Below are 20,820 nucleotides of genomic sequence, written 5' to 3'. Positions count from 1 at the left end.
CCCCCTTCGGGAGCGGGGGCCGCCCCAAGGGCGGGCGGCCCCCGCTCCCCAGGGAGCCCGTCGTGCCCGAATCCCATTGCGGTGGCGCGAAAATGGGTTGCCGACAGCGGCCGGGGGACAGCACCATCGACGCATGGCCCATCCCGCGGAAGTGATCAAGCTGGACTCGGCGGTGTTGCGGCGGTGGCGCCCCGAGGACCTCGCCGAAGTGCACCGCGTGGTCACCGAAGCACTACCGCACCTGCGGCCCTGGATGCCGTGGGCCGCCGGTGACTACCCGCTGGACGAAGCGGCCGAATTCCTCGACGGCTGCGCCCGCAACTGGCACAGCGGCCACGCCTACACCTACGCCATCACCGTCGACGGCGCGATCGTCGGCTGCATCTCCCTGGAACGCCGCATCGGCCCCGACGGCCTGGAAATCGGGTACTGGCTGCACCCCGACCACACCGGCCGCGGCCTGGTTACCACCAGCACCGCGGCGCTGGTCGACGAAGCGTTCGCGCTCCCCGGAATCGACCACGTGCAGATCTGGCACGACGCGGCCAACACCGCCAGCCAAGGCGTGCCGCAACGACTCGGCTTCACCTGCGTCGACCACCGCAGCCCCGGCCGCGGCCCGAAAACCTCCGGTGACACCGGCACCGACGTCATCTGGGAACTGAACCGAGCCGAGCACACAGCCCCGCGGTGAGCCGCCCGCGACAGCACCGTCCACAGTGCACAACCGCTCAGAGCTCGTCGAGCACTGCGGTCAGCCGGTTGAGGACGCCGGTGCGCCAGCCGCCGCCCATGATCCTGCGGGAGATCTGCTCGAAGTGGTCGTCAGGATCGAACCCCTCGTGGCTGAGCAACAACCGGGTGCCGCGCCCCTCCGGCTCCAACCGCCAGGTCACCGTCCACGACTCACCCCAGCTGATCCGCAGCAACCGCGGCTCGTCGACCGCCAGCACTTCGCACGGCACCGGGCCACCGGCGAACCCCGCCGCCGGTTTCGGATCCGCGTGCAGGTGGAAGCGGTGGCCGACGACCGGCTTGATGTCGGCGGGCATCAGCCAGCGCGCGAACAACTCCGGCTCGGTCAACGCCCGCCACACCTTCTCCGGCGGGTGCGCCAGGAACTGGTCGACGTGCACCGCGGTCAGATCCTCGTGCACAGATCCTCCTCGGTAGCTGGCGGGAAAGGATGACTCACAGGTCCTCCACGGTGTCTTGCGGGACACCCGCACCTGGTCGGACCTGACGAGCCGATGGGCAAGTGTGGCCCATCAGTCCTCCTCGTCGAGCAGATCCCGCAGCCGCGTCAACCGCTCCCGCCAGAACCGCTCGTAGGGTGTCAGCCACTGCGAGACCTCCCGCAGCGGCTCGGCCTGCAACGAGTAGTACCGCAACCGGCCGTCCTTGCGTTCGCTGACCAGCCCCGCCTGCCGCAGCACCCGCAGGTGCTCCGACAGGCTCGGCCGACGCATCTCGAAGTGCTCGGCCAACTCGTGCACCGGCCTGGGCCCCTCCAACAGCAGCCGCAACACCTCCCGCCGCACCGGGCTGGCCAGCGCGGCGAACACCGCATCGGCGGGCGCGGTCACTGCGGCCGGTCCCCCATGCGCGAGGGCTGCAACAGCGTGATCGGGTTGCCGTCGGCATCGGCGAAGGAGGTCATGCGCCCCCACGGCATCTCCTGCGGATTGCCCGCCGCCACCCCCGCCGCGCGCAGCTCAGCGATGTCGGCGTCCACGTCGTCGGTGTGGAACTGCAGGTGCACCGGGCTGCCGAACCGGTCGCCGATGTTGGAATCGACCAGCACGACGCCAGTCTGCGCACCGGGCGGGGCCACCATGACGAACTGGCCGTGCGGCCCGGCGATATCCACCACCAACTCGAAGCCGAGGACATCGACGTAGAAGTCACGGGCCTTGACGTGGTCGGCCACCGGCACGGACACGAACTGCAAACGCGAGATGTGCATGCCCAAAACTATAGGTAGGAAAACGCCTACCTATCAAATCGGAGCCAACCGCACCCCGCGTCGCAGTCCGATTCGGGGCTTGAGACATCGGACCGAAAACTGGCGCTAAGCCCCGAGTGGTGCTGGGGACCGCCGGGCGCACGAAGGGCCCGCACCCGAAAGTGCGGGCCCAGCTGAACTTCTGGCGCGATCAGTCGTTGTCGATGAGGAACGGGTCGCGCGGGTTGAACCGCGGCTGCCCCGGCGGCCTCACGATCGCCGCGTCAGGTGGGCAAAATACTGCGGCCCGTTTCCCATGGGCGGGATGCCTGGGAAACGGGCCGAACCCCAAGAGTTGGCGGTCCGAGCTCACAAAAGCACGATCTCGCGGGTGGAATTTTCGGTCTTGACCAGTACCTCGGCGTGGTCGTCCTTGATCGCTCGGTAGATGAAATCTCCGTAGCTGATCAGGCGTCGGCACGCCTCGGTAAGCGTGACGCCTTCGTGGTCCATCACACGTTGAAGTGCCTGCACCATCTCCGCGGTGACGGCGACGTTGATCCGCTTGGGCTGCGGGTCGTCGGACTGCTCGCTGCCGTGCGACCCGGCTGCGCGGTTACTACGCCTGGCATCGGTCTCGGTCTTCATGGTTTGCCCTTCCCCACACGCACGACCCCCCGCTGAGGAGCACGTAGCAGTTCTCTGGTGTCGAAAAACGATGGTCGGACGCGCGCTGCCACTCCATAATGACTCAAAACCTGCACGTTGTCAACACAGAATCAACACCATATCTGTGGTCTTTACGTGTACATGATGTGGGTCAGGTATGTGAATTTGTTACCGAATTCGATACCCTGCGCACAGGGTGGCCGTCAAGTCACCTTGTGCTCCCGTAGCCCACCCCCGGAAGTTGAGGTTCACGACGATGCCCAGACCCTCGACGTCGACCCGCCACCGGCGCCGCGACCAAGTCCTGGCCGATGGCACCTGGTACGACGACTCGCCGACCGAGCACAAGCCGACCATCGGCACCCTGCCCAAAGATCCGGTTCTGCCGACCCAGCCGCCGCTGAGGCGAGACCGAATAGAGATGCGCAACGAATGGGCCGCCGAGACATGAGCACCCCTGAGCCCGAGAGCCCCGACCACGACGGGGCCGGGGACATCGGCGAGACCTGGACCGACCCGGTCTCCGTCGCCGCACCAGAACAGCACCGCCCGCTGATCGAGCTGCGGGACCGCCGACATCGACACCTGGCCGGGATGCAGACCAAAGTGCTCTACGGCATTGGCCTGGTCGTGGTGCTCACCCTGCTCATCCTGCTGATCGGGGTAGGCTTCGGCGCCTTCAGCGAGAACTTTGGACTGGAGCTGCTGCGCACCGTACTGCCGCCCTCGCTGGCAGCCGGTGCGACCATCGTGGGAACCCTGTTCGCACTGGAAACCAATTGGCGGGACTAACCACCCAGATCGCGGCTTGTCGTGCCACCACGCCCCAAGCGCGGTGGCACAAGAGGCCGTGACGCCCCAGCTAGACCCGTGGTTGACGGCCTTGACCGGCATGCTGAAGCTTCGCCGCGGTTCCGCCGCAGTGGGCGGATGTAGACCCGGGAGACGACGAGCAGGGGCGCCTGCACTTGGAGGCGCTCCGGTGGAGGCGGAGCCGCCGAGCCTAAAGAACCTTCGGGTACTGACCAATCGGATGCTGCCGAGGGTGGATCTGCCCGAGGTGCTGCTGGAGGTCTTCTCCTGGACCGGCGCCGCAGATGCGTTCAGTTCGATCACCGGCGAAGCCCGCCTGGCCGACCTGCACATCACCATCGCGGCCCTGCTGGTGGCAGAGTCCTGCAACCCAATCCGAACTCGATTAGGTCAGCACGTTACCCACGCGAAGAATCAGGATCAGACGAGGAGGAAGTTGTCGTGCCGGATCATGAACTCTTGGCGGTCGTCGTCTTCCGACATCCCGCCAGCAGCCATTGCCTCGAAGTACGCCTCTCGTGGCCCTCCCGGCGCGAAAGTCAGCAACATCGAGGCGAAGTCCCCGCCCTTGAAGGCGTGGATACCACCTTCCGGCACATAGAAGTAGTCACCGGGACGGCCGGTTACCCACGTACTGCCGTCGTAGAGCTTAACCTCGCCCGACAGGACATAAAATTGTTCACTGATGGACCGGTGGAAATGTGCTTCCGGTCCGGTTTCGTTTTCGCCGAACGTCCATCGGTACAGGCCGAATCGGCCGTTGGTATCAGAGGATATGGCTATGAACTCGCACTTCTCACCGCCGCCCATGGTCAGATCCGGCGGTGTCGAGTTCGGCCGCATCCATGCGCTGATCTCGCCGCCGTTGCCGCGGTAGATGTCCGGCGGATAGTGCCGAACGTTCTGGCGGCCCTTCGTCGTGCGGACATCCTTCGGCAAGCTCATGGTCTCCCGCTCCTCTCCTCCTGGGACGCTACGCGCTGGCGCATCGCCGGGCTGGCGAGCCCGAAGCGGCGGTGCAGGCACTGCTGGGCGAGGCCCGGCGTCGCCTCGCTGACGCCGAGGCGTACTTCAACCAGTAAACCCTCAACGCTTACTGTCGCCGAGTGCCAGCAGGCTGGTGACCTCGCTACGCTGGCGATCATGCCGAAGCCGTTCCGCCTGATCCGCAGTGGACGTCTGTCCGATGTGGCCGAATACGCCTACGGCGCGGCGGTGCGGCCGGACGCGCGCCTGGTGTTCGCCGCCGGGGCCTGCCCCCTCGACGACACCGGCGCGACCGTGGCGATCGATCGGCGACTACGCCGCCCAAGCACGCCAAATGATGCACAACCTCGACACCGCCCTCGGCGAAGCCGGAGCGCGACCCTCCGATGTGGTCAAAACGACCGTCTACGTCGCCTCGGCACGACAAACCGACCTGGTGACGACCTGGGAAGTGGTGCGCGACCACTTCGGCGACCACGACCCGCCCAGCACGCTGCTCGGCGTCACCGTGCTCGGCTACGACGACCAGCTGGTCGAAATCGACGCGCTCGCCGCACTGCCCCCGGAGCATCCGGTCAGGTGAAGCCGGTGGATCAGACGACGACTTCGGTCGTGACCCCCGGCGGGAAGATCTCGTCGGGAGTGGCCAACCGGTGCGCGATGCCCTGCTGTGCGGAGTAGGTGAGCAACTGCTCCCAGGTTGCCATGTTCTCCTTCACGCCGTAGGGGAACGGGTCGCCGTCGAAGAGCTCCCGCATCTCCCGCGCGTAGGTCGCCAGCCATGGCAGCGGATACCGCGACACGGCCGGGTCCAGCAACCGTTCGATGCTGCGGAGTTTCGATTCCTGGAAGGCGTTGTAGAGGTTGCGGGCCGCCCACGGGTGCTCGTCGAGCACCCGCCGCTGCATGGCGATGATGTGCATGATTGGCCACACCCCGGACCGCTGGTAGTACGCCCGCTCCATGTCCACGAAGTCCGGGAACAGGCGAACCACGTCCGGGTGGCCTTCGAGGAAGCACGTGGGCGGCCGGGCGATGATCGCGCAGTCGATGTCACCGGCGGCGAGCAGATCCGACAGCGACCGGTCGGCGACGCGGGTCAGCCGCACCCCTTCGGGCAGCGTGAGTTCGACCTTCTCCACCCGGCCCGGCGCGTTGGCGCCGGCCTGGTACCACTCGATCTCGTCCAGCTGCACGCCCATCTCGTTGTGCAGCCAGCCGCGCATGTACACCGCCGCCGAGTGGGCCCACTCCGGCGAACCGACCTTCTTGCCGCGCAGGTCTTGCACCGTGCGGATCCCGCTGTTGCGGTTGACGTAGAACGAACCGAAGCGGAACAGCCGGGAGCAGATCACCGGCAACCCGATGATGTCCGGGTTCTCCCGCGTCACCTGGGCGCTGAACTTCGCGAACGACAGCTCGCTGACATCCCACTCCCGGTTCGCGGTGAACCGGGCGAAGATCTCGTGATGGCTGAGCACCGACCAGGTGTGCTCGATCCCCTGGGCCTTGACCGCCCCGGTGCGGAAATCCCGGAAGTGGTCGTAGTCCGTGGTCGCGATGCTGAGATGGATATCGCTCACGCGCTGCTCCTCGCCGCAGAAAGGTCTGACAGTTAGTCCTATCGGGAGGATACTCGGCGGCCTGCTCGTGTGGAACGGCAGCGAGTCACCAGCGGGGCACCGGACGCTTTCCCGCCTCGGCGAAGCGGTCAAGGCGCACCCGTCCTGGACCTGCCAGGGAACTAGGCGATCGTCGGCGATCAGCCACGCCCCGGATCAAAGGTCGCAGCCCGGTGCGGTGGGTGCCGCTGCCGTGGACTCTTGTTCATCAGCCCCCATATGGTGATATGGTTAGTCCATTGAACGGAGGCGTGGATGCTCAACGTCGATCTGCTCATCGTGGGCGCGGGGCCAGTCGGGCTCTATGCCGCCTACTATGCCGGGTTTCGCGGCTTGGAAGTAGCCGTTGTCGACTCCCTTCCCGATCCCGGCGGGCAAATCACGGCCTTGTATCCGGAGAAGGCGATCTACGACGTCGCGGGACTACCCGCGGTCCGCGGCCGGGACCTGGTCGAAGGACTGCTCACCCAGGCAGACCAGTTCAAGCCGCACTACCGGCTCGGGCACAACGCGACCGAGCTGACCCGTGCGGCCGACGGCTGGACCGTGACCACCGACAACGGCGAGACGATCCGCGCCAAGGCGATCGTCATCGCTGGCGGCATCGGAACCTTCACCCCCCGGCCACTGCCCGCGGGCGAAGACTTCCTCGGTCGCGGCCTGACCTACTTCGTGCCGAACCCGGCCGAGTACGCCGACCGGGAGGTCGTGGTGGTCGGTGGCGGCGACAGCGCCGTGGACTGGGCCAACCTGCTGGAACCGATCGCGCGCAAGGTCGTGCTGGTGCACCGCCGGGACGCCTTCCGCGCGCACGCCGCGTCCGTCACCGCCCTGCGGGCCTCGACGGTCGAGTTGCGCACCCCCTACGTCGTCGACGAGTTGTACGGCAACGGCGTCGTGGAAGGCGTGCGCCTGCGCGAGCTCACCAGCAAGACCACGAACGAACTGCGCTGCGACGCCGTGATCGCGGCACTGGGCTTCACCGCGGACCTCGGTCCGCTCGAATCCTGGGGCATCCACATCGAAAACCGCCACGTGCTCGTCGACTCCCGGATGGCCACCAACCTCTCCGGGATCTTCGCCGCGGGCGACATCACCGAATACGACGGCAAAGTCCGGCTGATCGCGGTCGGCTTCGGCGAGGCGGCGACGGCGGTCAACAACGCCGCTGTGCTCATCGACCCCTCCACCACCCTGTTCCCCGGTCACTCCACCGACTCCGCGGCGTGACCTGCTCGACGATCGAGGTCTGCGATGCCCTACTTCATCACCTCAGCCTGCCTGGACATCCAGGACATGTCGTGCGTCGAGGAATGCCCGGTCGATTGCATCTACGAGGGTGACCGCAAGCTCTACATCAACCCCAAGGAATGCATCGATTGCGGCGCCTGCCAGCCCGTCTGCCCGGTGTCAGCCATCCAGCTGGACAGGTCCGCCGACGCCGAACTCGACACCTGGAAGGCCGACAACGCCCGCTTCTTCACCGAAGCGCTGCCCGGCAAGGACGCCCCGCTGGGCAATCCCGGCGGGGCGCGCAAGGTGGGCCGAATCGGCGTCGACACCGAACTCGCCGTCCGCACCAGCGCCCAGAGCTGAACCGCACGTTCCCCAACCCGTCAGCGGGACGAAACTGATCCAGGAGGACCCATGGGAAAGAAAGGACGCGTCTTCGTACGCGGCTTGACCTCGGAAACCTACGGCCTGAGCCAGTTCCGCCAACAACAGCTCGCCGTCGAACGGGTCCGTGACGACTCCGTCGTCGTCGACGACGCCAAGGTCGCGCACTCCGGGGACAGCAGCCAGTCCCGCACCTGGTGGCGGATCGGGCCGGGCGACGAGGACTTCCTGACCCAGACCATCCAGGTGCACTTCGTCGAACTGCCAGCGCAGTCGAGCAACCACGGCCACGGGCACCAGAACGAGGCCGCCTTCTACATCCTCGAAGGCCGCGGCTACGAGATCCACGACGACAAGCGCTACGACTGGGCCAAGGACGACCTGGTGTTCGTGCACACCGACTCGGTGCACCGGCACTTCAACCCCTACGACGAGAAGGCGCTCGCCCTGGTCGTCAAGGCCAAGTGCACCTGGATGTTCATGGGCCTGATCCAGCAGGGCCGCTCCGGCCCGATCGACCGGGAAGACGACTTCGGCCCCCGCGAAGACTGGTCGCGGATCTGGACCCCAGGCGTGCTCGACCGCAAGAAGGTCATCAGCCCCAGCGACACCACCTGGGAGAACACCCCGCTGGGCAACGTCCGGGTGATGTCCTCGCCGCAGCGGACCGACGCCCGCATCTTCAGCATCGACGCGTTCGAACTCGACATCCCCGGCGGCGGCCACTCCGGCAAGTACTGGAAGATGGCCGACGAGGTGCTCTACGTCATCGACGGCGGCGGCTACGCGCTGCAGTGGGAAGTCGAGGCGGAGATCGCGGAGCAGTACTACGCCCGCATCGCCCGCGAACCCAAGCGCTACGAGATCACCAAGGGCGACACCCTCTACGTGCCGCAGAACCACGTGTGCCAGATCTTCGCCAACGACGGCACGCCGCTGCGAATGCTCTCGGCGCAGAACCGCGTGTTCAAACACCTCGGCTACGACACCGTGCACTACTTCGAGCCCGCTTCGACGTTCGCGGGCGAGGACCTCGCCGCAGCCTCCCGCTGATCCACCCGCTCGTCCGGATGCGGGCGGAGCACACCACCACCCGCATCCGGACGAGCCGGGCAACCCGCCCGCTGGCTCGATACCGCCGTCCCACTCCGACTCGTTTGGGGAACGCATGTCGACGCGCACCAAGACCGAGGTTTCGCACTACCACGTCCAGAAACGCCGCCGGGCCCAGTTCATCGAGGACTGGCGGAAGAACCACCTGACCGTCGTGCGCGGCACCGATGTCGCGCTGCACCAGACCGCCCGCGGCCTGCGCACCGGTGTGTTCACCGGAGCCGACGGCGACCGGCCGACCCGCTCGATGGATGCACTGGTGCACGAGATCGATCCCGGCGTCACCTCGACGCTGCACCGCCACTCCTGGGACGCAATGGTCTTCTGCGTCGCGGGCAACGGCTGGTTCGAGATCGACGGGGAACGCATCGACTGGGGCCCCGGCGACTCGCTGCACCTCCCGGCCTGGTCGTGGCACCGCAGCGGCAACGACGGCACCACGACCGCGCGCTACCTGACCTTCTCCAGCCAGCCGATGCTGGAGACGATGGGCATGGCCGTCATCGAGGACGCCGGAAACACCCCCGTCGCCGAACTACCCCCACGGCCGCCCTACTCGCCCGGCATCGACGGCGACGACCCCTACGCGCGCCGCCTGCGCCGCCTCGCACGCGATCAGCAGGCGCGGCGCTCCGGGCGCCTGCACACCAGCTGGGACGACCTCGAACTGGTCAACACCCCGCGCGGCACCCGCACCACCTTCCTGCTCGACCGCGCCATCGGCTACCAAGCCTCCGGCATCACGATGGCGATGTTCGAGATCGCACCGGGCCGCGGCCAGTCGATGCACCGCCACCCCGGCGAGGCGTGGTTGTACGTCGTGGAGGGCAAGGGGCACAGCTACCTCGGCGCCGAACCCGAAGGCGGCGAAAACCACCCCTGGCAGAAGGGCGACATCATCGTCGTCGACCACTACCTGTGGCACCAGCACATCAACGACGACCCCGAGAACACCGCCAAAGTGGTGCGCATCCACATGTTCGACTCCCTGCTGGAGACCATGCGGGCGCTGTGCGACCCGCTGGTGCTCTTCGAGGAGCCGCCGGACCACATCCGCGACGCCCAGGCCGGGGACCCGACCACGGTCGACTGGCCCGAGCTGCACCGACCCACCTGGCCCTGACCATGACCCCACGACTGCCCCAGGGAGTCCTCGGGCTGCACGCCCTGCCCGCCGACCACCACGAGGGTCCCTGGGACTCCATCTTCGTACCCGGCGACCTGAAAGCCCGGCTGCTGCGGCACTGCGTGCTCGTCCTGCGCCACGGGCGCCGACTGGCGCAGCTGGCTGGGCCACCGCACGGTCTGGTGCTGCTGGCCGGGCCACCAGGCACCGGCAAGTCGACGCTCGCGCAGGGCCTCGCCCAACGAGCCGCGCTGGCGGTCTCCGACGTCGGCGCGACCACCTTCGTCGAGATCGACCCGCACGCCTTTCCCAGCGACATGCTCGGCGAAAGCCAACGCTCGGTCGCCAAGCTCTTCCACGAGACCCTGCCGGAACTCGCCGCCCGACGGCCGCACCTGATCGTGCTGGTGGACGAGGTGGAAGCGCTGGCGGTCCGGCGCAGCACCGCCTCGTTCGAAACCAACCCCGTCGACGTGCACCGCGCGACCGACGCGGTCCTGGCGGGAGTCGACGCCCTGCGCGCCTCATGCCCGCGCACGATCGTGGTGACCACGACGAACTTCCCCGCCGCCGTGGACGATGCGCTGCTGTCCCGGACCGACTTCGTGGCACGCCTGGATCTGCCCGACGATCGCACGGTGCGCCGCATCATCGAACACTCGCTGGCCGAAATAGCCGCCGTGTGGCCCGCCGCCGCAGCCGTGCAAAGCGACACCCCCGCCATCGCCGAGGCCGCCCACGTGCTGCGCGGCTTCGACGGACGCCAGATCCGCAAAGCAGTGCTGGCCGCACTGATCGCCCGCGACGAAGTCGCCATCGACCCAGGCCAGTTGACCGGCCAGGACGTGGTCACCGCCGCCCGCACCATCGCGGCCAACACGACGCACGACGGCGCCACCCCTCCCGCCGCCGTCATGTCCAACTCCGCAGCCGGTTAGACGCGAATACCGCAGATCTGACCGAACTACGGGCCGAGACACCACAGTGGACAGACGACCGCACCTTGATCAAGAAGGTGGGCACGGCCGTCTCGCCTTCGCCTCTCGCGATAGGAAGCGGCGCCGCTGCGCAGGTCGCAGTGCGAGCGGCGGCTGTGCTACCGGAGATTGCCTTCCGCGCACGGACGTGAAGCCTTCGCCTCAGACAGCGGCAACACCCGCTTGGCGCAATCGGCTCTGGCCGTGCGATTCCGGTCTGTCGGGCACGCGATGTTGTCTAGCGTGTGGCCATGCGAATCTTGATCGGCGCGGCTGGGTCTATGGGCGACGTTGTCCCCTACCTCGGCCTGGGCAGCAGGCTACGGGAAGCCGGTCACGAGGTGTCACTGGCCTCGTACGAGCTATTCGGCGATCGAGTGCGCCAACAGGGACTCGATTTCCGGGCGCTACCCGGTGATCCGGAACTCATGGGTGCCTCGCCGGACGGGCAGCGATGGCAGGAGGGCGGAGCCGGGCCGCGAGGGGTGCTGCCGTTCATGCGGCTGATCGCGGCACACATGGCCGAGCTCAACGAGGCGTTTCTCGCCGCCGCACAGCAGGATGCGGACGTGTTGCTGCTGGGCGGGATGACGATGATCGGCGGCTACCACATCGCTGAAGGATTAGGGCTGCCGAGCATGGGACTGGGTCTGGCGCCTGGACACCCGACCGGCGAATTCCCGCCGACGACGGTAGCGCTGCCCTCCCTGGGACGATGGGGCAACCGAGCCATCTCCACTGCCGTGATCACCGCAGGAACGGCCGCGCTGTCAGGCTCGATCAAACAATTGCGCATCAGCATGGGACTGCCGCCCGCCGGTGCCCGCCGGATGTTCCACCGGCAGGACGCCGCACGGTGGCCGGTGTTCTACGGCTTCAGCGAGTCCGTCGTGCCACGGCCAGCCGACTGGCGGCCGGGCCTGCACGTGGTGGGCTACTGGTGGCCCCCACACCCGCCCGAGTGGCAGCCCCCCGCAGCGCTGGTGGACTTCCTGGCCTCGGGGCCGCCGCCGGTCTACGTCGGCTTCGGCAGCCGCAACCCGCGCGATGCCGAGCGGATCAGCGAGATCGTCAGCACGGCCCTGCGTCGTGCCGGTGCGCGTGGCGTGCTGCAAGCTGGCTGGGCGGGACTCGCCGCGGACGGTGACGATGTGATCAACATCGACGAGGTACCGCACGACTGGCTCTTTCCCCAGATGGCCGCGGTCGTGCACCACGCCGGGGCGGGCACCACGGCCGCCGGGCTGCGCGCCGGGGTGCCGACCGTGGGCGTGCCCAACATCACCGACCAGCCCTTCTGGGCCTCCCGACTGGTAGCCCTGGGAGCCAGCCCTGGCGCGGTGGCGATGAAGAACCTGACCGTCGACCGGCTCGCCAACTTGATCCGCGCCGCCGTCCAAGACCGCACCTACCGCGACGCCGCCGAAACGGTCGGCCAGCGGATCCGAGCAGAAGACGGCGCCAGCCACGTCGTCAACGCCATCACACAACTCAAGCCACCGGCGTAACCGCACTGCGCCGAGCACCAGCACGCTCATGCTTTCGTCGTTTCCTCCGGCTGGACGACGCTGTAACCGCGCACCACCGGACTGGTCGACGCGGCCACCGAAGCCAGCACCGGCACCAGACCACCGACGGTGAGCGCGGCCACCGGGCCGAGCACACCCGCGGCCGCGCCGATCACCGTGTCACCGATCGCCGGTCCGCCGCGCGAGGACATCTGGTAGATCGCCGACACCCGCCCGCGCAACCCGTCAGGGGTTTCGACCTGGACCGCCGCGTGCCGGATGGTCGTCGCCAGCGCGTCGGCCACCCCCAGCAACCCGGCCAGCACCAGCGCCACCCCGAACACCGTGGACTGCGCGAGACCGGCCACGATCAGTCCGTAGACGGCCGTGGAGATCAGCACGATGACCCCGGACCGCTGCGAGCGCACCAGCCGGAACACCAACACCGAACCGATCAGCGCACCCGCCGACGGGGCCGCGGACAACAACCCGTAGCCGGTGGGACCAGCGTGCAGGACGTCCAGGGCGTAGGCGGGCAGCAGCACGCGGTACGCCCCGAAAACCGTTGCCGCGAGGTCCAATCCCATCAACTGCCAGATCAACGGGCGCCCGCGGACGTAGGCCGCGCCTTCCCGGAGGCTGGCCAGGATCGGGGCGTGCGGCTTGTCCGGGATCAGCGGCGGAATCTTGATCATCGCCAGCATGACCACCATCGCCGCGTAGGTGATCGCGTCGAACGCGTACACCGCGCCCGCACCCCAAGCGGCGATGAGCACACCGGCCAACGCGGGACCGACGAGCACTGCCAACTCCCGCGAGGGGTTGAGCAGCGCGAAGGCGTCGACGAGCCGGTCACGCGGAACCAGCGCCGGGATCAGCGCCTGCCGAGCGGGCTGGTCGAAGGTCGCCGCCGCGGTCGCCAGCAACGCCGAGGTCGCCACCATCCACGTCGTCGCGACCCCGGCGAAGGTCACGGCGGCCAGGACCGCCGAGACCACCAGCGCCACACCCTGCGTCCACTGCAACAGGCGGCGGCGGTCCATCCGGTCGGCGAGCACACCACCCAGCGGGGAGAGCACTAGCAGCGCCACCGCCTGCGCCAGGCCGACCATCCCGACCTGCAGCGTCGACCGGGTGAGCTCGTATACCTGGTAGAGGTTGGCCGCCACCGCCCCACGAGTGCCGATCTGGCTGAGCACGACACCGCCCCAGTAGAGGTCGAAGTCGCGGTTGCGCAATACGACGGGAATTCCCACCGAAACTCCTGTTTGAGGGTGTGCAGATTGGGGTGCGCCGGTGGGCGCCCAGCGGAACCGCAGACACCGTCTGGACTCCGCCGGTTCCCGGCCCGGACGCAGGCGTCGTGATCCGCGCGAACCGCCTCAACCCACGGGCACCAAGATGACCTTCGTCGGATCCACCGACAGGTGCACCCGGGTGCCCGGCTCGATCGACTGCGTCGGGTTCGAGCGGGTGCGGATCTCCAACTTGCCAACGCCCACGACGTGATCGACCGCATCGCCCATGAACGCGCGGGTGAGCACCTGACCGGACCAGGTGTTCACCGTGGACGGACCTTGGGTCAGCGAGACGTCGATGCTCTCCGGCCGCAGCGACAGCAGCGCGTCCGCACCCACCGCGGGCGGTGGGACCTCCCCGCACTTGCTGACCAATCGGCCTTCGACCGTGTCCACGGCCACCTCGTCACCGTCGACCGAGGCGACCACCCCCTTGACGAAGTTGGAGGTGCCGATGAACTCGGCGACGAACTTCGTCGCCGGATTCGTGTAAACCGCGCGCGGCTTGCCGATCTGCTCGATGTTGCCGCCGTTCATCACGGCGATCCGGCTGGACATCACCAGCGCCTCGGACTGGTCGTGGGTGACGTAGATGGCGGTCAGACCCAGTTCGCGCTGCAGCCGCTTGAGCTCGAAGCGCATGTTCTCCCGCAACTTGGCGTCCAAATTGGACAGCGGTTCGTCGAGCAGCATCAGGTCGGGCTGGATGACCAGGGCGCGCGCCAGCGCCAGCCGTTGCTGCTGGCCGCCGGAGAGCTTCGTGGCCGGGCGGGCGGCGTACTCCGACAGCTCGGTGACCTGCAGGACCCGCTCGACGCGTTCGCTGATCTCCTGCCGCTTGGGCCTGCGGTTGCGGGGCAGCACATCCAGCGGGAACGACACGTTCTTGAACACGCTCATGTGCGGCCAGATCGCGTACGACTGGAACACCATGCCCAGCTCGCGGCGGTTGGCCGCCACGTTGACACCCTTGCCAGCGTCGAAGAGCACCCGGTCGCCGAGCGTGATCCGCCCGCTGTCGGGACGTTCGAGCCCCGCGATGGACCGCAGCGTGGTCGTCTTCCCGCACCCCGACGGTCCCAGCAGGGTGAACAGTTCCCCTTCCTGCACGTCGAAACTCGCACCGCCGATGGCGTAGACGCGCTTGCGCTCGGTGGCACGCTTGCGACCACCACCCGTGCTGTCGAAACTCTTCACGAGATTGTCCACGTTCAACATGTCCGCTCCTACGGATGGCTAGCTGGCGTTGTCCGACTGCAGCCCAACGCGAGCACCGAGGCGGTGGGCGATGAAGACCAGCACGAGCAGGATCGTCACCATGCACACGCCGATCGCGGCGAGCGTGGTGAACTGGCCGTTCTCGAACTGCTCCCAGATGAGCACCGAGAGCACCTCGTTCCCGGGGCTGTACAACAAGATCGTGCTGGAGAGCTCCCGGAATGACACCACGAGGATGTAGACCCAGCCAGCGAGGATGCCGCTGCTGGCCAGCGGAACGAGCACCCGGCGGAACGTCTGCAACCACGACGCGCCGCACACCTGCGCCGACTCTTCCAACTCCTGCGACATCTGCGCCATCGCAGCCGACGAATAGCGCATGCCGTAGGGCAGATACCGCGTGCAGTAGGAGATCAGCAAGATCAGCAGGGTCCCGTAGATGGGCAGCGGCACCCGCAGGTACACGAACGACAAGGCGAGCCCGAGGACCAGTCCGGGGATGACGATCGGGGTGAACGCCAGCACGTCCAGCACCCGGCGGCCGGGCAGCTTGGTGCGCACCACCACCCACGACACGATCGCGCACAGCAGCATGACCACGGTCGCGGATCCGATGCCCAGCAGGAGCGAGTTCTTCAGCGCAGTACCGGCGAGCGGCATGTTGAACACCGCCACGAAGTTGTCGAACGTCATCGTCCGCAACGCTTCCATCGACGGTCCCGCGTAGAACTTCAGCAGCGACGCGTAGATGAGCACGGCGACCGGCAGTACGGCCGTGATGATGAAGTACAGCAGCACGCCCGCACCCACCCACGGCCGAGCCCGCCCGAGGTGGACCGGCTGGGGGCGGAACGCCTTTCCGGTGATGGTCTGGAAGCCGCGCGCGTTGCGCTGCAACCAGTTGGCGAACAACACCCCGGCCGCGGCGATCGCCAGCAGACCCACCGCGTACGCGCCAGCGGCGCCGTAGTCGATCGGGTAGGCACGAAGCACGAAGTAGATCCGGCTGGTGAACACGTAGATGCCGTTCTGCAGGCCGAGCAGGCCCGGCACCTCGAAGCTCTCCAGCGACTGCACGAACATCAGCAGCGCACCGGAGATCAGCGCGGGTCGCAGCAGCGGGACGGTGATGCGCCGCAGGATCGTCAGGCGCGAGGCGCCCGACATCGCCGCGGACTCCTCAAGCGACGGGTCCATCGCCCGGAAGGCCGCCACCATCAGCAGGAACGCCACCGGGGCAAGGTGCAGGCCCTGGACCCAGATCATGCCCCAGACGCTGAACACGTTGACCGGGCTGGCGCCGAACAGCGGCTGGAAGAACAGCGTGTTGACCAGCCCGATGGCGGGGTCGCCCAAGAAGATCCACGACGCCGCGTACAGGATCCCCGGCACGATCAGGGGGATCAGGGACGCGGCGAACAGCAGACCCTTGAACGGCACGTCGGTGCGGACCTGCACGTAGGCCAGGACCGTCCCCGCCACCAGGGCGAGCACCGCCGAACCCAGGGCGAACCACAACGAGTTCAGCAGCATTTCCCCGGACTGCGAGTTGCCGCCGTAAGCGCGTGCGAACGCGCTGAAGGTCAGCCCCGAACTGCCGGTGAACGTGTCGTGCAGCAGGTAGGCCAGCGGTACGACCGCGAGGAACGCGACGACCACCATCGCGCCGCCGACGATGAGAAATTGCGGGGTCAGGAACCGGCGTAACCGGGAAGGCGAATCGGTCACACCGGAATGGCTCGTGACCGGTGTCGGAGGACTCGTTGCGGTCATGTGTCACCTCACCTGGGAGCTGTTGGCGGAATGGGGCTGTCGTGTCAGTTCGGCACCTGCTCGACCCCGCGCAACTGCTCGTCGTACTTCCTGTCCCAGTCGGCGCCCTCCTTGGTCAGGCCCTCGACGTCGAAGGGAACGAGGTTGATGCCCTTGAAGCTGTTGTCACCGGGCACGTCGGTCGACGGCGTCAGGTGCAGGTCGACGAGCACCTGCTGGCCTTCGTTGAGCATCCAGTCGTAGAACAACCACGCCGCCGCGGGGTTCTTGGCGCCGCGGAGCATGCCCACCCCGTTCGGCCGCGCGAAAGCGGGGATCGGGTTCGTGCCATCGGCGAGGCGGTAGGCGACCGGTGCCCCGTCCACCCTGGCCCGCTCTGTGATGTAGGTGTAGTTCATCGCGTCCATCGGGGTCTGGCCCGCGCCAAGCAGCTCCATCATCGTGGTGTGCCCCTTGGCGGCCTTGGCGTTGCTGACGATGCCGCGCCAGAGGTTGTCGACCTCCTGCTGCGACTTGCCGTGGTCGAGCCAGTACTTCGTGACGTTCTCGTACCAGTCGCTGTCGGAGACCTCCAGCGTGATCTTGCCGCGGTACTTCGGGTCGGCGAGCTCCTCCCAACTGCGCGGCTCCTCACCGGGACGGATCAGGTTGGTGTTCCACGCGGGCAGGAAGACGTTGAACCGGCTGGCGGTCCAGTGGTCGAACTTGCCGGTGTCCTTGACCTTGTCGAGGCCGGTCCCGGTGTAGTCGGCCAGCATGCCTTCATGCGCGAGCACGGCCATCTCGGCGAAGTTCGTCTCGACCGCGTCCGCGCCGAGCCGGTTCGCCCCGCCCTCCTGCAGGATTCGCTGCAGGACCGTCTCGGAGTTCCCGCGGAACACCGAGACCTGGATGCCGAACTGCTGCTGGAACTTGTCGCGCACGACGTCGGCGACGTCCTGGGTCATCGAGGAGTAGATCGACAGGGATCCCTCTTGCTTGGCCAGTTCCACGGCTTTGGCGCGTTGCTGGTCACGCGGTACAGCGGCGATCTCCGCGTAGACCTTGTCCGCCTCGGAGTTGGCGGTACCTCCCCCGGCGATCTGTCCGGTGTCTGCGACACCGCCTCCGCACGCCGCGGCTAACAGCGCCATCACGCCGGTAACGGCGATCATGGCGAATGATCGAGTCCTCATTGACTGTTCCCTTCGGTTTTGGCAATCGCCGCGGCGGACCACACGGGTCGGGGCGCGTTCACAGGCGGCGACTTCCAGGTGCGGCAACGGAGTTCACCGAGCCTGCGGCGCACCGCGCAGCAGGTCGTCGTACGCCTTGTTCCACATGTCGACCTGCTGCACGGCCGATTCCGGCATCTCGTACACCGGGGTGCCTGGCGGGATCGGGTTCTGGTAACCCGGAACGTTCTCGGCGGCCGGGATCCGGTTGGATTCGGCGATCACCTTCTGCCCCTCGCTGAGCACCCAGTCCGCCCACAGCAACGCTGCGGCCGGGTGGCGAGGCTGCGCCATCAGCGCCAGCCCGTTCGGGCGCAGGATCACCGGGTCGGCGACGGGATGCCAGGCCACCGGTGCACCATCGGCGGCCGCGTTGTCGACGGTGTGGTTGTAGATCGACGCCGCCACCGCGAACTGGCCAGCGCTGAGCAGCTCGCCCTGCACGGTGTGGCCCTTGGTGACCTTGGAATTTGCCACGACCTGCCGGAAGAGTTGGTCGACGGCCTCCGGGGCCATGTGCTTCTGGTCGGTGAGGTAGGTGTGCATCGTGGCGTACCAGTCCCAGTCACCGAGTTCCAGCGCCACCTTGCCCCGCCACTTCGGGTCCGCGAGGTCGGTGAAGCTCTTGGGTGCCTGCCCCTCGGGCACGAGGGAGGTGTTCCAGCCGATGACGAACCCGTTGAACCGCTCGGCTTGCCAGTCGTCGTAGATCGCGTCCGGGCGCAGGTTCTGCTTCGCCGGGCCGTTGTAGGGCGCGAGCACGTGTTCCTTGCTCAGGGCCCGAAGTTCGAACTCGTTGGTGTCCACAACATCGTTGGCGATCTTGCGCGCGCTGGATTCCTGCAGGATGCGCTGCAACACCGTTTCGGAGTTGGCGCGGAAGGCGTTGACCTTGATGTCCGGATATGCCTTCTGGAAACCGTCGATCAGGTTCTGGATGTCGGTGTTGGAGGTGTAGATGTCGACCTCGCCGCCTTCGGACTTCGCGGCCTCCAGCAGTTTGGCCGTGCGGTCCGGGCCGGTGAGGTTCGCGTAGGCGGCATAGGCGTCGGTACCGGTGGTTGATCCAGCGGTCGCGGCGGGGCCGTCCGCGGCTCCGGAGGAGCAGCCCGCCACCGCGAGGCCGACGATCAGGAACAGGGCGAGGAGGGGGGAAGGGCAGCGCATCGGTGAGCTCCCTGGGGTGTGGTGGGAGAAAGCCGGGCAGTGCCGAGCCACGTGCGGGAATCACGTGCGGCTCGGCTGCCCGGCCTGGCGTCGTCCTCGGGGCGTCAGGACTTTCCGGGGTCGTTGACGGGTTCGACGATCGTGTTGGGGTCACCACTGCGCATGCCGCCGTGCACCGTGCCGTCGGCGATCGCGGCGTCGAGCAGCGGGCGCGCCTCTTCCGGGGAGAGCTGAACGCCGTGCCGCTCGATGTTGTGCAGCCGCATGGTGCGCAGCAGCCCGGTGTCCTGGATGGCGAGGTACCGCGCGGTGTCGGACTCGTCGAGGTTGAAGTGCTGGTGCCAGGCCCACCGCGGTGGGGCGAACAGGGTGCCCTCGGACCACTCGACGACCTCGATCGGCTCGTCGTCGTAGTTGATCAACGAGTAGCCGTGGCCCTTCACGACGTAGAGGTATGCCTCCGTGGTGTGGCGGTGCCGCACCGACGGGCTGCCCGGCTTGAGTTCCGAGAGGTGCGCGTTGAGGACCTCGTAGTCGCCGAGGTCGAAATAGTGCCCGCGGTTGTTGCGCCACGGCCGTTCGGGCAGCTCCATCTTGCGCAGGTCGTGCGGGACGACGAGGCCCTTGGTCATTGGATGCTTGCGGTTGAACTCGTCACGCGCGGCGATCTCGGAAGTGCTCAGGTTGCGCTTCTCGCTGGACAGAACGCCTTTCTGGTAGTCGTCTCGCACTGTTGGGTTCCCTTCGACGGTGGTGCGGTTCGCTGCACACAGATTACGGTCTTACGGTATGACCTTTAACCCTCGTTACCTGACCGAAACAACGCGGGGGATTCCGCGCCGACCGAGACGAGCAGCTCGGCCAACGCGTCGACGGTGATGCCGGACATCCGGGACCGGCACAGATCGGCGACCGGTGTCGGGCGGCCGACCTCCCGAGCGAGCCGGTCGACGGTGTCGAGATCCTTCGCCCACCAGGTCAACCGCATCCGTTCGAGTTCCCGCAGAGTTCGGCTGTCGGTCGGCCCGTCCATCAGCGCGGCGCGCACGGCCGGAACCGACAGCCCGTAGCGCCGGGCGAGATCCAGCGCTTCCTCGATGGCGCAGATCTGCGCCCAGTGCACGAGGTTGTTCGCGCTCTTCGCGATCTGTCCCGCACCCAGTTCACCGAGGTGGTGCACGGTGGCGCACCAGGGTTCGAGCACCGGCCTGGCACGTTCGAGCGTCTCGGCCGGTCCGCCGACGAGCAGGTTGACCGCTCCTTCCTCCGCCGCGCGCACGCCGCCGGTCAACGCGGCATCCAGCACGCGGCGGCGACCGTTGGTCCCGGCCACCGCCGCGTCGATCTCCCGCACGGTCGCGGGATGCACGGAGCTGCACACGACGATCACGCCGTCGGTGCCCGCCCGGTCGACGACACCTCCAGCGTCGAGGCACACCGCCCGGACGTCGGAGTCGGAGGGCACCAGCACGAACGTCACCGCGCTCGCCTCGGCGACCACGGCCGCACCATCGGCCACCGCGCAGCCGAAAGCCGCCGCCGCATCTGCGCGGTCCGGGTCCAGATCATGAACGGTCACAGCGATCCCGGATCTCGCCAAATGCCCGGCGATGGGCAGCCCCATCGCCCCCAGGCCGATTACCCCGACCGTCGGGACGACGTCAGAAGAGCCGCCATCGTCATCGTTTTCCACCGGGATCGCTCCCCTCATCGTCCGCGTGATCGCGAGACGGGCCTCGCCCCGGAAAACGATCCGGAGCGATCACTAGCGGA

The 20,820-nt window shown here is 67.6% G+C and carries 23 protein-coding genes; 10 read left to right on the top strand and 13 right to left on the bottom strand.

Translation table 11 applies throughout. The features are described from left to right. Nucleotides 1–133: 133 nt before the first annotated feature. The gene (locus MOQ72_RS26655; protein WP_242188413.1) at nucleotides 134–694 is read left to right on the top strand and encodes a GNAT family N-acetyltransferase; all 561 of its coding nucleotides are present in this window, start codon (nucleotides 134–136) and stop codon (nucleotides 692–694) included. A gap of 37 nt (nucleotides 695–731) precedes the next feature. Here MOQ72_RS26655 and MOQ72_RS26650 read toward each other — a convergent pair whose 3' ends face one another. The 4 genes from MOQ72_RS26650 to MOQ72_RS26635 all read right to left on the bottom strand — a co-directional run bounded on the left by MOQ72_RS26650 (nucleotide 732) and on the right by MOQ72_RS26635 (nucleotide 2,593). Next, a complete protein-coding gene (locus MOQ72_RS26650; RefSeq protein ID WP_242188412.1) occupies nucleotides 732–1,157 on the bottom strand; it encodes an SRPBCC family protein in 426 nt (141 codons plus the stop codon). A 111-nt stretch (nucleotides 1,158–1,268) separates the two neighbouring features. Then, nucleotides 1,269–1,586, bottom strand: coding sequence for an ArsR/SmtB family transcription factor (locus MOQ72_RS26645; RefSeq protein ID WP_242188411.1), 318 nt, complete (start codon nucleotides 1,584–1,586; stop codon nucleotides 1,269–1,271). Then, complete coding sequence (locus MOQ72_RS26640) at nucleotides 1,583–1,966, bottom strand: VOC family protein (RefSeq protein WP_242188410.1); 384 nt, start codon at nucleotides 1,964–1,966, stop codon at nucleotides 1,583–1,585. The genes MOQ72_RS26645 and MOQ72_RS26640 overlap by 4 nt, the downstream gene beginning before the upstream one ends. A 348-nt stretch (nucleotides 1,967–2,314) precedes the next feature. Next, nucleotides 2,315–2,593 carry a hypothetical protein gene (locus MOQ72_RS26635; RefSeq protein ID WP_242188409.1) on the bottom strand — a complete coding sequence of 93 codons (279 nt, stop codon included), beginning with the start codon at nucleotides 2,591–2,593 and terminating at the stop codon, nucleotides 2,315–2,317. A 277-nt stretch (nucleotides 2,594–2,870) separates the two neighbouring features. Between MOQ72_RS26635 and MOQ72_RS26630 the strand changes: the two genes are divergently transcribed. Together MOQ72_RS26630 and MOQ72_RS26625 are read left to right on the top strand one after the other, a co-directional pair. Next, nucleotides 2,871–3,065 (top strand): hypothetical protein, encoded by a 195-nt coding sequence (locus MOQ72_RS26630; protein ID WP_242188408.1) that lies wholly within the window; start codon nucleotides 2,871–2,873, stop codon nucleotides 3,063–3,065. Beyond that, nucleotides 3,062–3,406 carry a hypothetical protein gene (locus MOQ72_RS26625; protein ID WP_242188407.1) on the top strand — a complete coding sequence of 115 codons (345 nt, stop codon included), beginning with the start codon at nucleotides 3,062–3,064 and terminating at the stop codon, nucleotides 3,404–3,406. The genes MOQ72_RS26630 and MOQ72_RS26625 overlap by 4 nt, the downstream gene beginning before the upstream one ends. A gap of 441 nt (nucleotides 3,407–3,847) precedes the next feature. Here MOQ72_RS26625 and MOQ72_RS26620 read toward each other — a convergent pair whose 3' ends face one another. Beyond that, complete coding sequence (locus MOQ72_RS26620) at nucleotides 3,848–4,372, bottom strand: cupin domain-containing protein (protein WP_242188406.1); 525 nt, start codon at nucleotides 4,370–4,372, stop codon at nucleotides 3,848–3,850. Between the two features lie 376 nt (nucleotides 4,373–4,748). Here MOQ72_RS26620 and MOQ72_RS26615 point away from each other — a divergent pair, with 376 nt between their 5' ends. Then, a complete protein-coding gene (locus MOQ72_RS26615) occupies nucleotides 4,749–4,997 on the top strand; it encodes a RidA family protein (protein WP_242188405.1) in 249 nt (82 codons plus the stop codon). A gap of 10 nt (nucleotides 4,998–5,007) precedes the next feature. Here MOQ72_RS26615 and MOQ72_RS26610 read toward each other — a convergent pair whose 3' ends face one another. Further along, nucleotides 5,008–5,997, bottom strand: a complete 990-nt coding sequence (locus MOQ72_RS26610; RefSeq protein ID WP_242188404.1) for a substrate-binding domain-containing protein — start codon at nucleotides 5,995–5,997, stop codon at nucleotides 5,008–5,010. 294 nt (nucleotides 5,998–6,291) lie between these two features. On the opposite strand from MOQ72_RS26610, the gene MOQ72_RS26605 reads away from it, so the two are divergent. The 6 genes from MOQ72_RS26605 (at nucleotide 6,292) to MOQ72_RS26580 (ending at nucleotide 12,377) form a co-directional block, all read left to right on the top strand. Continuing rightward, nucleotides 6,292–7,266, top strand: a complete 975-nt coding sequence (locus MOQ72_RS26605) for an NAD(P)/FAD-dependent oxidoreductase (RefSeq protein WP_242188403.1) — start codon at nucleotides 6,292–6,294, stop codon at nucleotides 7,264–7,266. A gap of 24 nt (nucleotides 7,267–7,290) precedes the next feature. Beyond that, complete coding sequence (gene fdxA, locus MOQ72_RS26600) at nucleotides 7,291–7,632, top strand: ferredoxin (RefSeq protein ID WP_242188402.1); 342 nt, start codon at nucleotides 7,291–7,293, stop codon at nucleotides 7,630–7,632. A 51-nt stretch (nucleotides 7,633–7,683) separates the two neighbouring features. Beyond that, complete coding sequence (locus MOQ72_RS26595) at nucleotides 7,684–8,706, top strand: cupin domain-containing protein (protein ID WP_242188401.1); 1,023 nt, start codon at nucleotides 7,684–7,686, stop codon at nucleotides 8,704–8,706. A 115-nt stretch (nucleotides 8,707–8,821) separates the two neighbouring features. Beyond that, nucleotides 8,822–9,889, top strand: a complete 1,068-nt coding sequence (locus tag MOQ72_RS26590; protein WP_242188400.1) for a cupin domain-containing protein — start codon at nucleotides 8,822–8,824, stop codon at nucleotides 9,887–9,889. A gap of 2 nt (nucleotides 9,890–9,891) precedes the next feature. Continuing rightward, nucleotides 9,892–10,830: an ATP-binding protein gene (locus tag MOQ72_RS26585; protein WP_242188399.1), complete on the top strand. Its 939-nt coding sequence runs from the start codon at nucleotides 9,892–9,894 to the stop codon at nucleotides 10,828–10,830. Nucleotides 10,831–11,120: 290 nt separating this feature from the next. Then, the gene (locus tag MOQ72_RS26580; RefSeq protein WP_242188398.1) at nucleotides 11,121–12,377 is read left to right on the top strand and encodes a glycosyltransferase; all 1,257 of its coding nucleotides are present in this window, start codon (nucleotides 11,121–11,123) and stop codon (nucleotides 12,375–12,377) included. Nucleotides 12,378–12,403: 26 nt separating this feature from the next. Here MOQ72_RS26580 and MOQ72_RS26575 read toward each other — a convergent pair whose 3' ends face one another. The 7 genes from MOQ72_RS26575 to MOQ72_RS26545 all read right to left on the bottom strand — a co-directional run bounded on the left by MOQ72_RS26575 (nucleotide 12,404) and on the right by MOQ72_RS26545 (nucleotide 20,740). Continuing rightward, a complete protein-coding gene (locus MOQ72_RS26575; RefSeq protein WP_242188397.1) occupies nucleotides 12,404–13,633 on the bottom strand; it encodes an MFS transporter in 1,230 nt (409 codons plus the stop codon). Between the two features lie 126 nt (nucleotides 13,634–13,759). Continuing rightward, nucleotides 13,760–14,893 carry an ABC transporter ATP-binding protein gene (locus tag MOQ72_RS26570; protein ID WP_242188396.1) on the bottom strand — a complete coding sequence of 378 codons (1,134 nt, stop codon included), beginning with the start codon at nucleotides 14,891–14,893 and terminating at the stop codon, nucleotides 13,760–13,762. Nucleotides 14,894–14,911: 18 nt separating this feature from the next. Then, nucleotides 14,912–16,666: an ABC transporter permease gene (locus MOQ72_RS26565; protein ID WP_242188395.1), complete on the bottom strand. Its 1,755-nt coding sequence runs from the start codon at nucleotides 16,664–16,666 to the stop codon at nucleotides 14,912–14,914. A gap of 44 nt (nucleotides 16,667–16,710) precedes the next feature. Further along, nucleotides 16,711–17,841, bottom strand: a complete 1,131-nt coding sequence (locus MOQ72_RS26560) for an ABC transporter substrate-binding protein (RefSeq protein WP_242188394.1) — start codon at nucleotides 17,839–17,841, stop codon at nucleotides 16,711–16,713. 93 nt (nucleotides 17,842–17,934) lie between these two features. Further along, nucleotides 17,935–19,047 carry an ABC transporter substrate-binding protein gene (locus MOQ72_RS26555; protein WP_242188393.1) on the bottom strand — a complete coding sequence of 371 codons (1,113 nt, stop codon included), beginning with the start codon at nucleotides 19,045–19,047 and terminating at the stop codon, nucleotides 17,935–17,937. Between the two features lie 104 nt (nucleotides 19,048–19,151). Next, nucleotides 19,152–19,778 (bottom strand): cupin domain-containing protein, encoded by a 627-nt coding sequence (locus tag MOQ72_RS26550; RefSeq protein ID WP_242188392.1) that lies wholly within the window; start codon nucleotides 19,776–19,778, stop codon nucleotides 19,152–19,154. Between the two features lie 65 nt (nucleotides 19,779–19,843). Continuing rightward, a complete protein-coding gene (locus MOQ72_RS26545) occupies nucleotides 19,844–20,740 on the bottom strand; it encodes an NAD(P)-dependent oxidoreductase (protein ID WP_242188391.1) in 897 nt (298 codons plus the stop codon). Nucleotides 20,741–20,820 lie beyond the last annotated feature (80 nt).

Source organism: Saccharopolyspora soli, assembly GCF_022678645.1.
Classification (GTDB): Bacteria; Actinomycetota; Actinomycetes; order Mycobacteriales; family Pseudonocardiaceae; genus Saccharopolyspora; species Saccharopolyspora soli.
This window is presented reverse-complemented; position numbering and strand designations above follow the sequence as displayed.

Excerpts from the sequence above, each read along its gene's own strand:
- MOQ72_RS26595 (WP_242188401.1), top strand. The coding sequence starts at position 7,684 with ATGGGAAAGAAAGGACGCGTCTTCGTACGCGGCTTGACCTCGGAAACC.
- MOQ72_RS26640 (WP_242188410.1), bottom strand. The coding sequence starts at position 1,966 with ATGCACATCTCGCGTTTGCAGTTCGTGTCCGTGCCGGTGGCCGACCAC.
- MOQ72_RS26565 (WP_242188395.1), bottom strand. The coding sequence starts at position 16,666 with ATGACCGCAACGAGTCCTCCGACACCGGTCACGAGCCATTCCGGTGTG.
- fdxA (WP_242188402.1), top strand. The coding sequence starts at position 7,291 with ATGCCCTACTTCATCACCTCAGCCTGCCTGGACATCCAGGACATGTCG.
- MOQ72_RS26580 (WP_242188398.1), top strand. The coding sequence starts at position 11,121 with ATGCGAATCTTGATCGGCGCGGCTGGGTCTATGGGCGACGTTGTCCCC.
- MOQ72_RS26555 (WP_242188393.1), bottom strand. The coding sequence starts at position 19,047 with ATGCGCTGCCCTTCCCCCCTCCTCGCCCTGTTCCTGATCGTCGGCCTC.
- MOQ72_RS26635 (WP_242188409.1), bottom strand. The coding sequence starts at position 2,593 with ATGAAGACCGAGACCGATGCCAGGCGTAGTAACCGCGCAGCCGGGTCG.
- MOQ72_RS26585 (WP_242188399.1), top strand. The coding sequence starts at position 9,892 with ATGACCCCACGACTGCCCCAGGGAGTCCTCGGGCTGCACGCCCTGCCC.
- MOQ72_RS26655 (WP_242188413.1), top strand. The coding sequence starts at position 134 with ATGGCCCATCCCGCGGAAGTGATCAAGCTGGACTCGGCGGTGTTGCGG.
- MOQ72_RS26625 (WP_242188407.1), top strand. The coding sequence starts at position 3,062 with ATGAGCACCCCTGAGCCCGAGAGCCCCGACCACGACGGGGCCGGGGAC.
- MOQ72_RS26570 (WP_242188396.1), bottom strand. The coding sequence starts at position 14,893 with ATGTTGAACGTGGACAATCTCGTGAAGAGTTTCGACAGCACGGGTGGT.
- MOQ72_RS26605 (WP_242188403.1), top strand. The coding sequence starts at position 6,292 with ATGCTCAACGTCGATCTGCTCATCGTGGGCGCGGGGCCAGTCGGGCTC.
- MOQ72_RS26615 (WP_242188405.1), top strand. The coding sequence starts at position 4,749 with ATGATGCACAACCTCGACACCGCCCTCGGCGAAGCCGGAGCGCGACCC.
- MOQ72_RS26590 (WP_242188400.1), top strand. The coding sequence starts at position 8,822 with ATGTCGACGCGCACCAAGACCGAGGTTTCGCACTACCACGTCCAGAAA.
- MOQ72_RS26630 (WP_242188408.1), top strand. The coding sequence starts at position 2,871 with ATGCCCAGACCCTCGACGTCGACCCGCCACCGGCGCCGCGACCAAGTC.
- MOQ72_RS26560 (WP_242188394.1), bottom strand. The coding sequence starts at position 17,841 with ATGAGGACTCGATCATTCGCCATGATCGCCGTTACCGGCGTGATGGCG.
- MOQ72_RS26620 (WP_242188406.1), bottom strand. The coding sequence starts at position 4,372 with ATGAGCTTGCCGAAGGATGTCCGCACGACGAAGGGCCGCCAGAACGTT.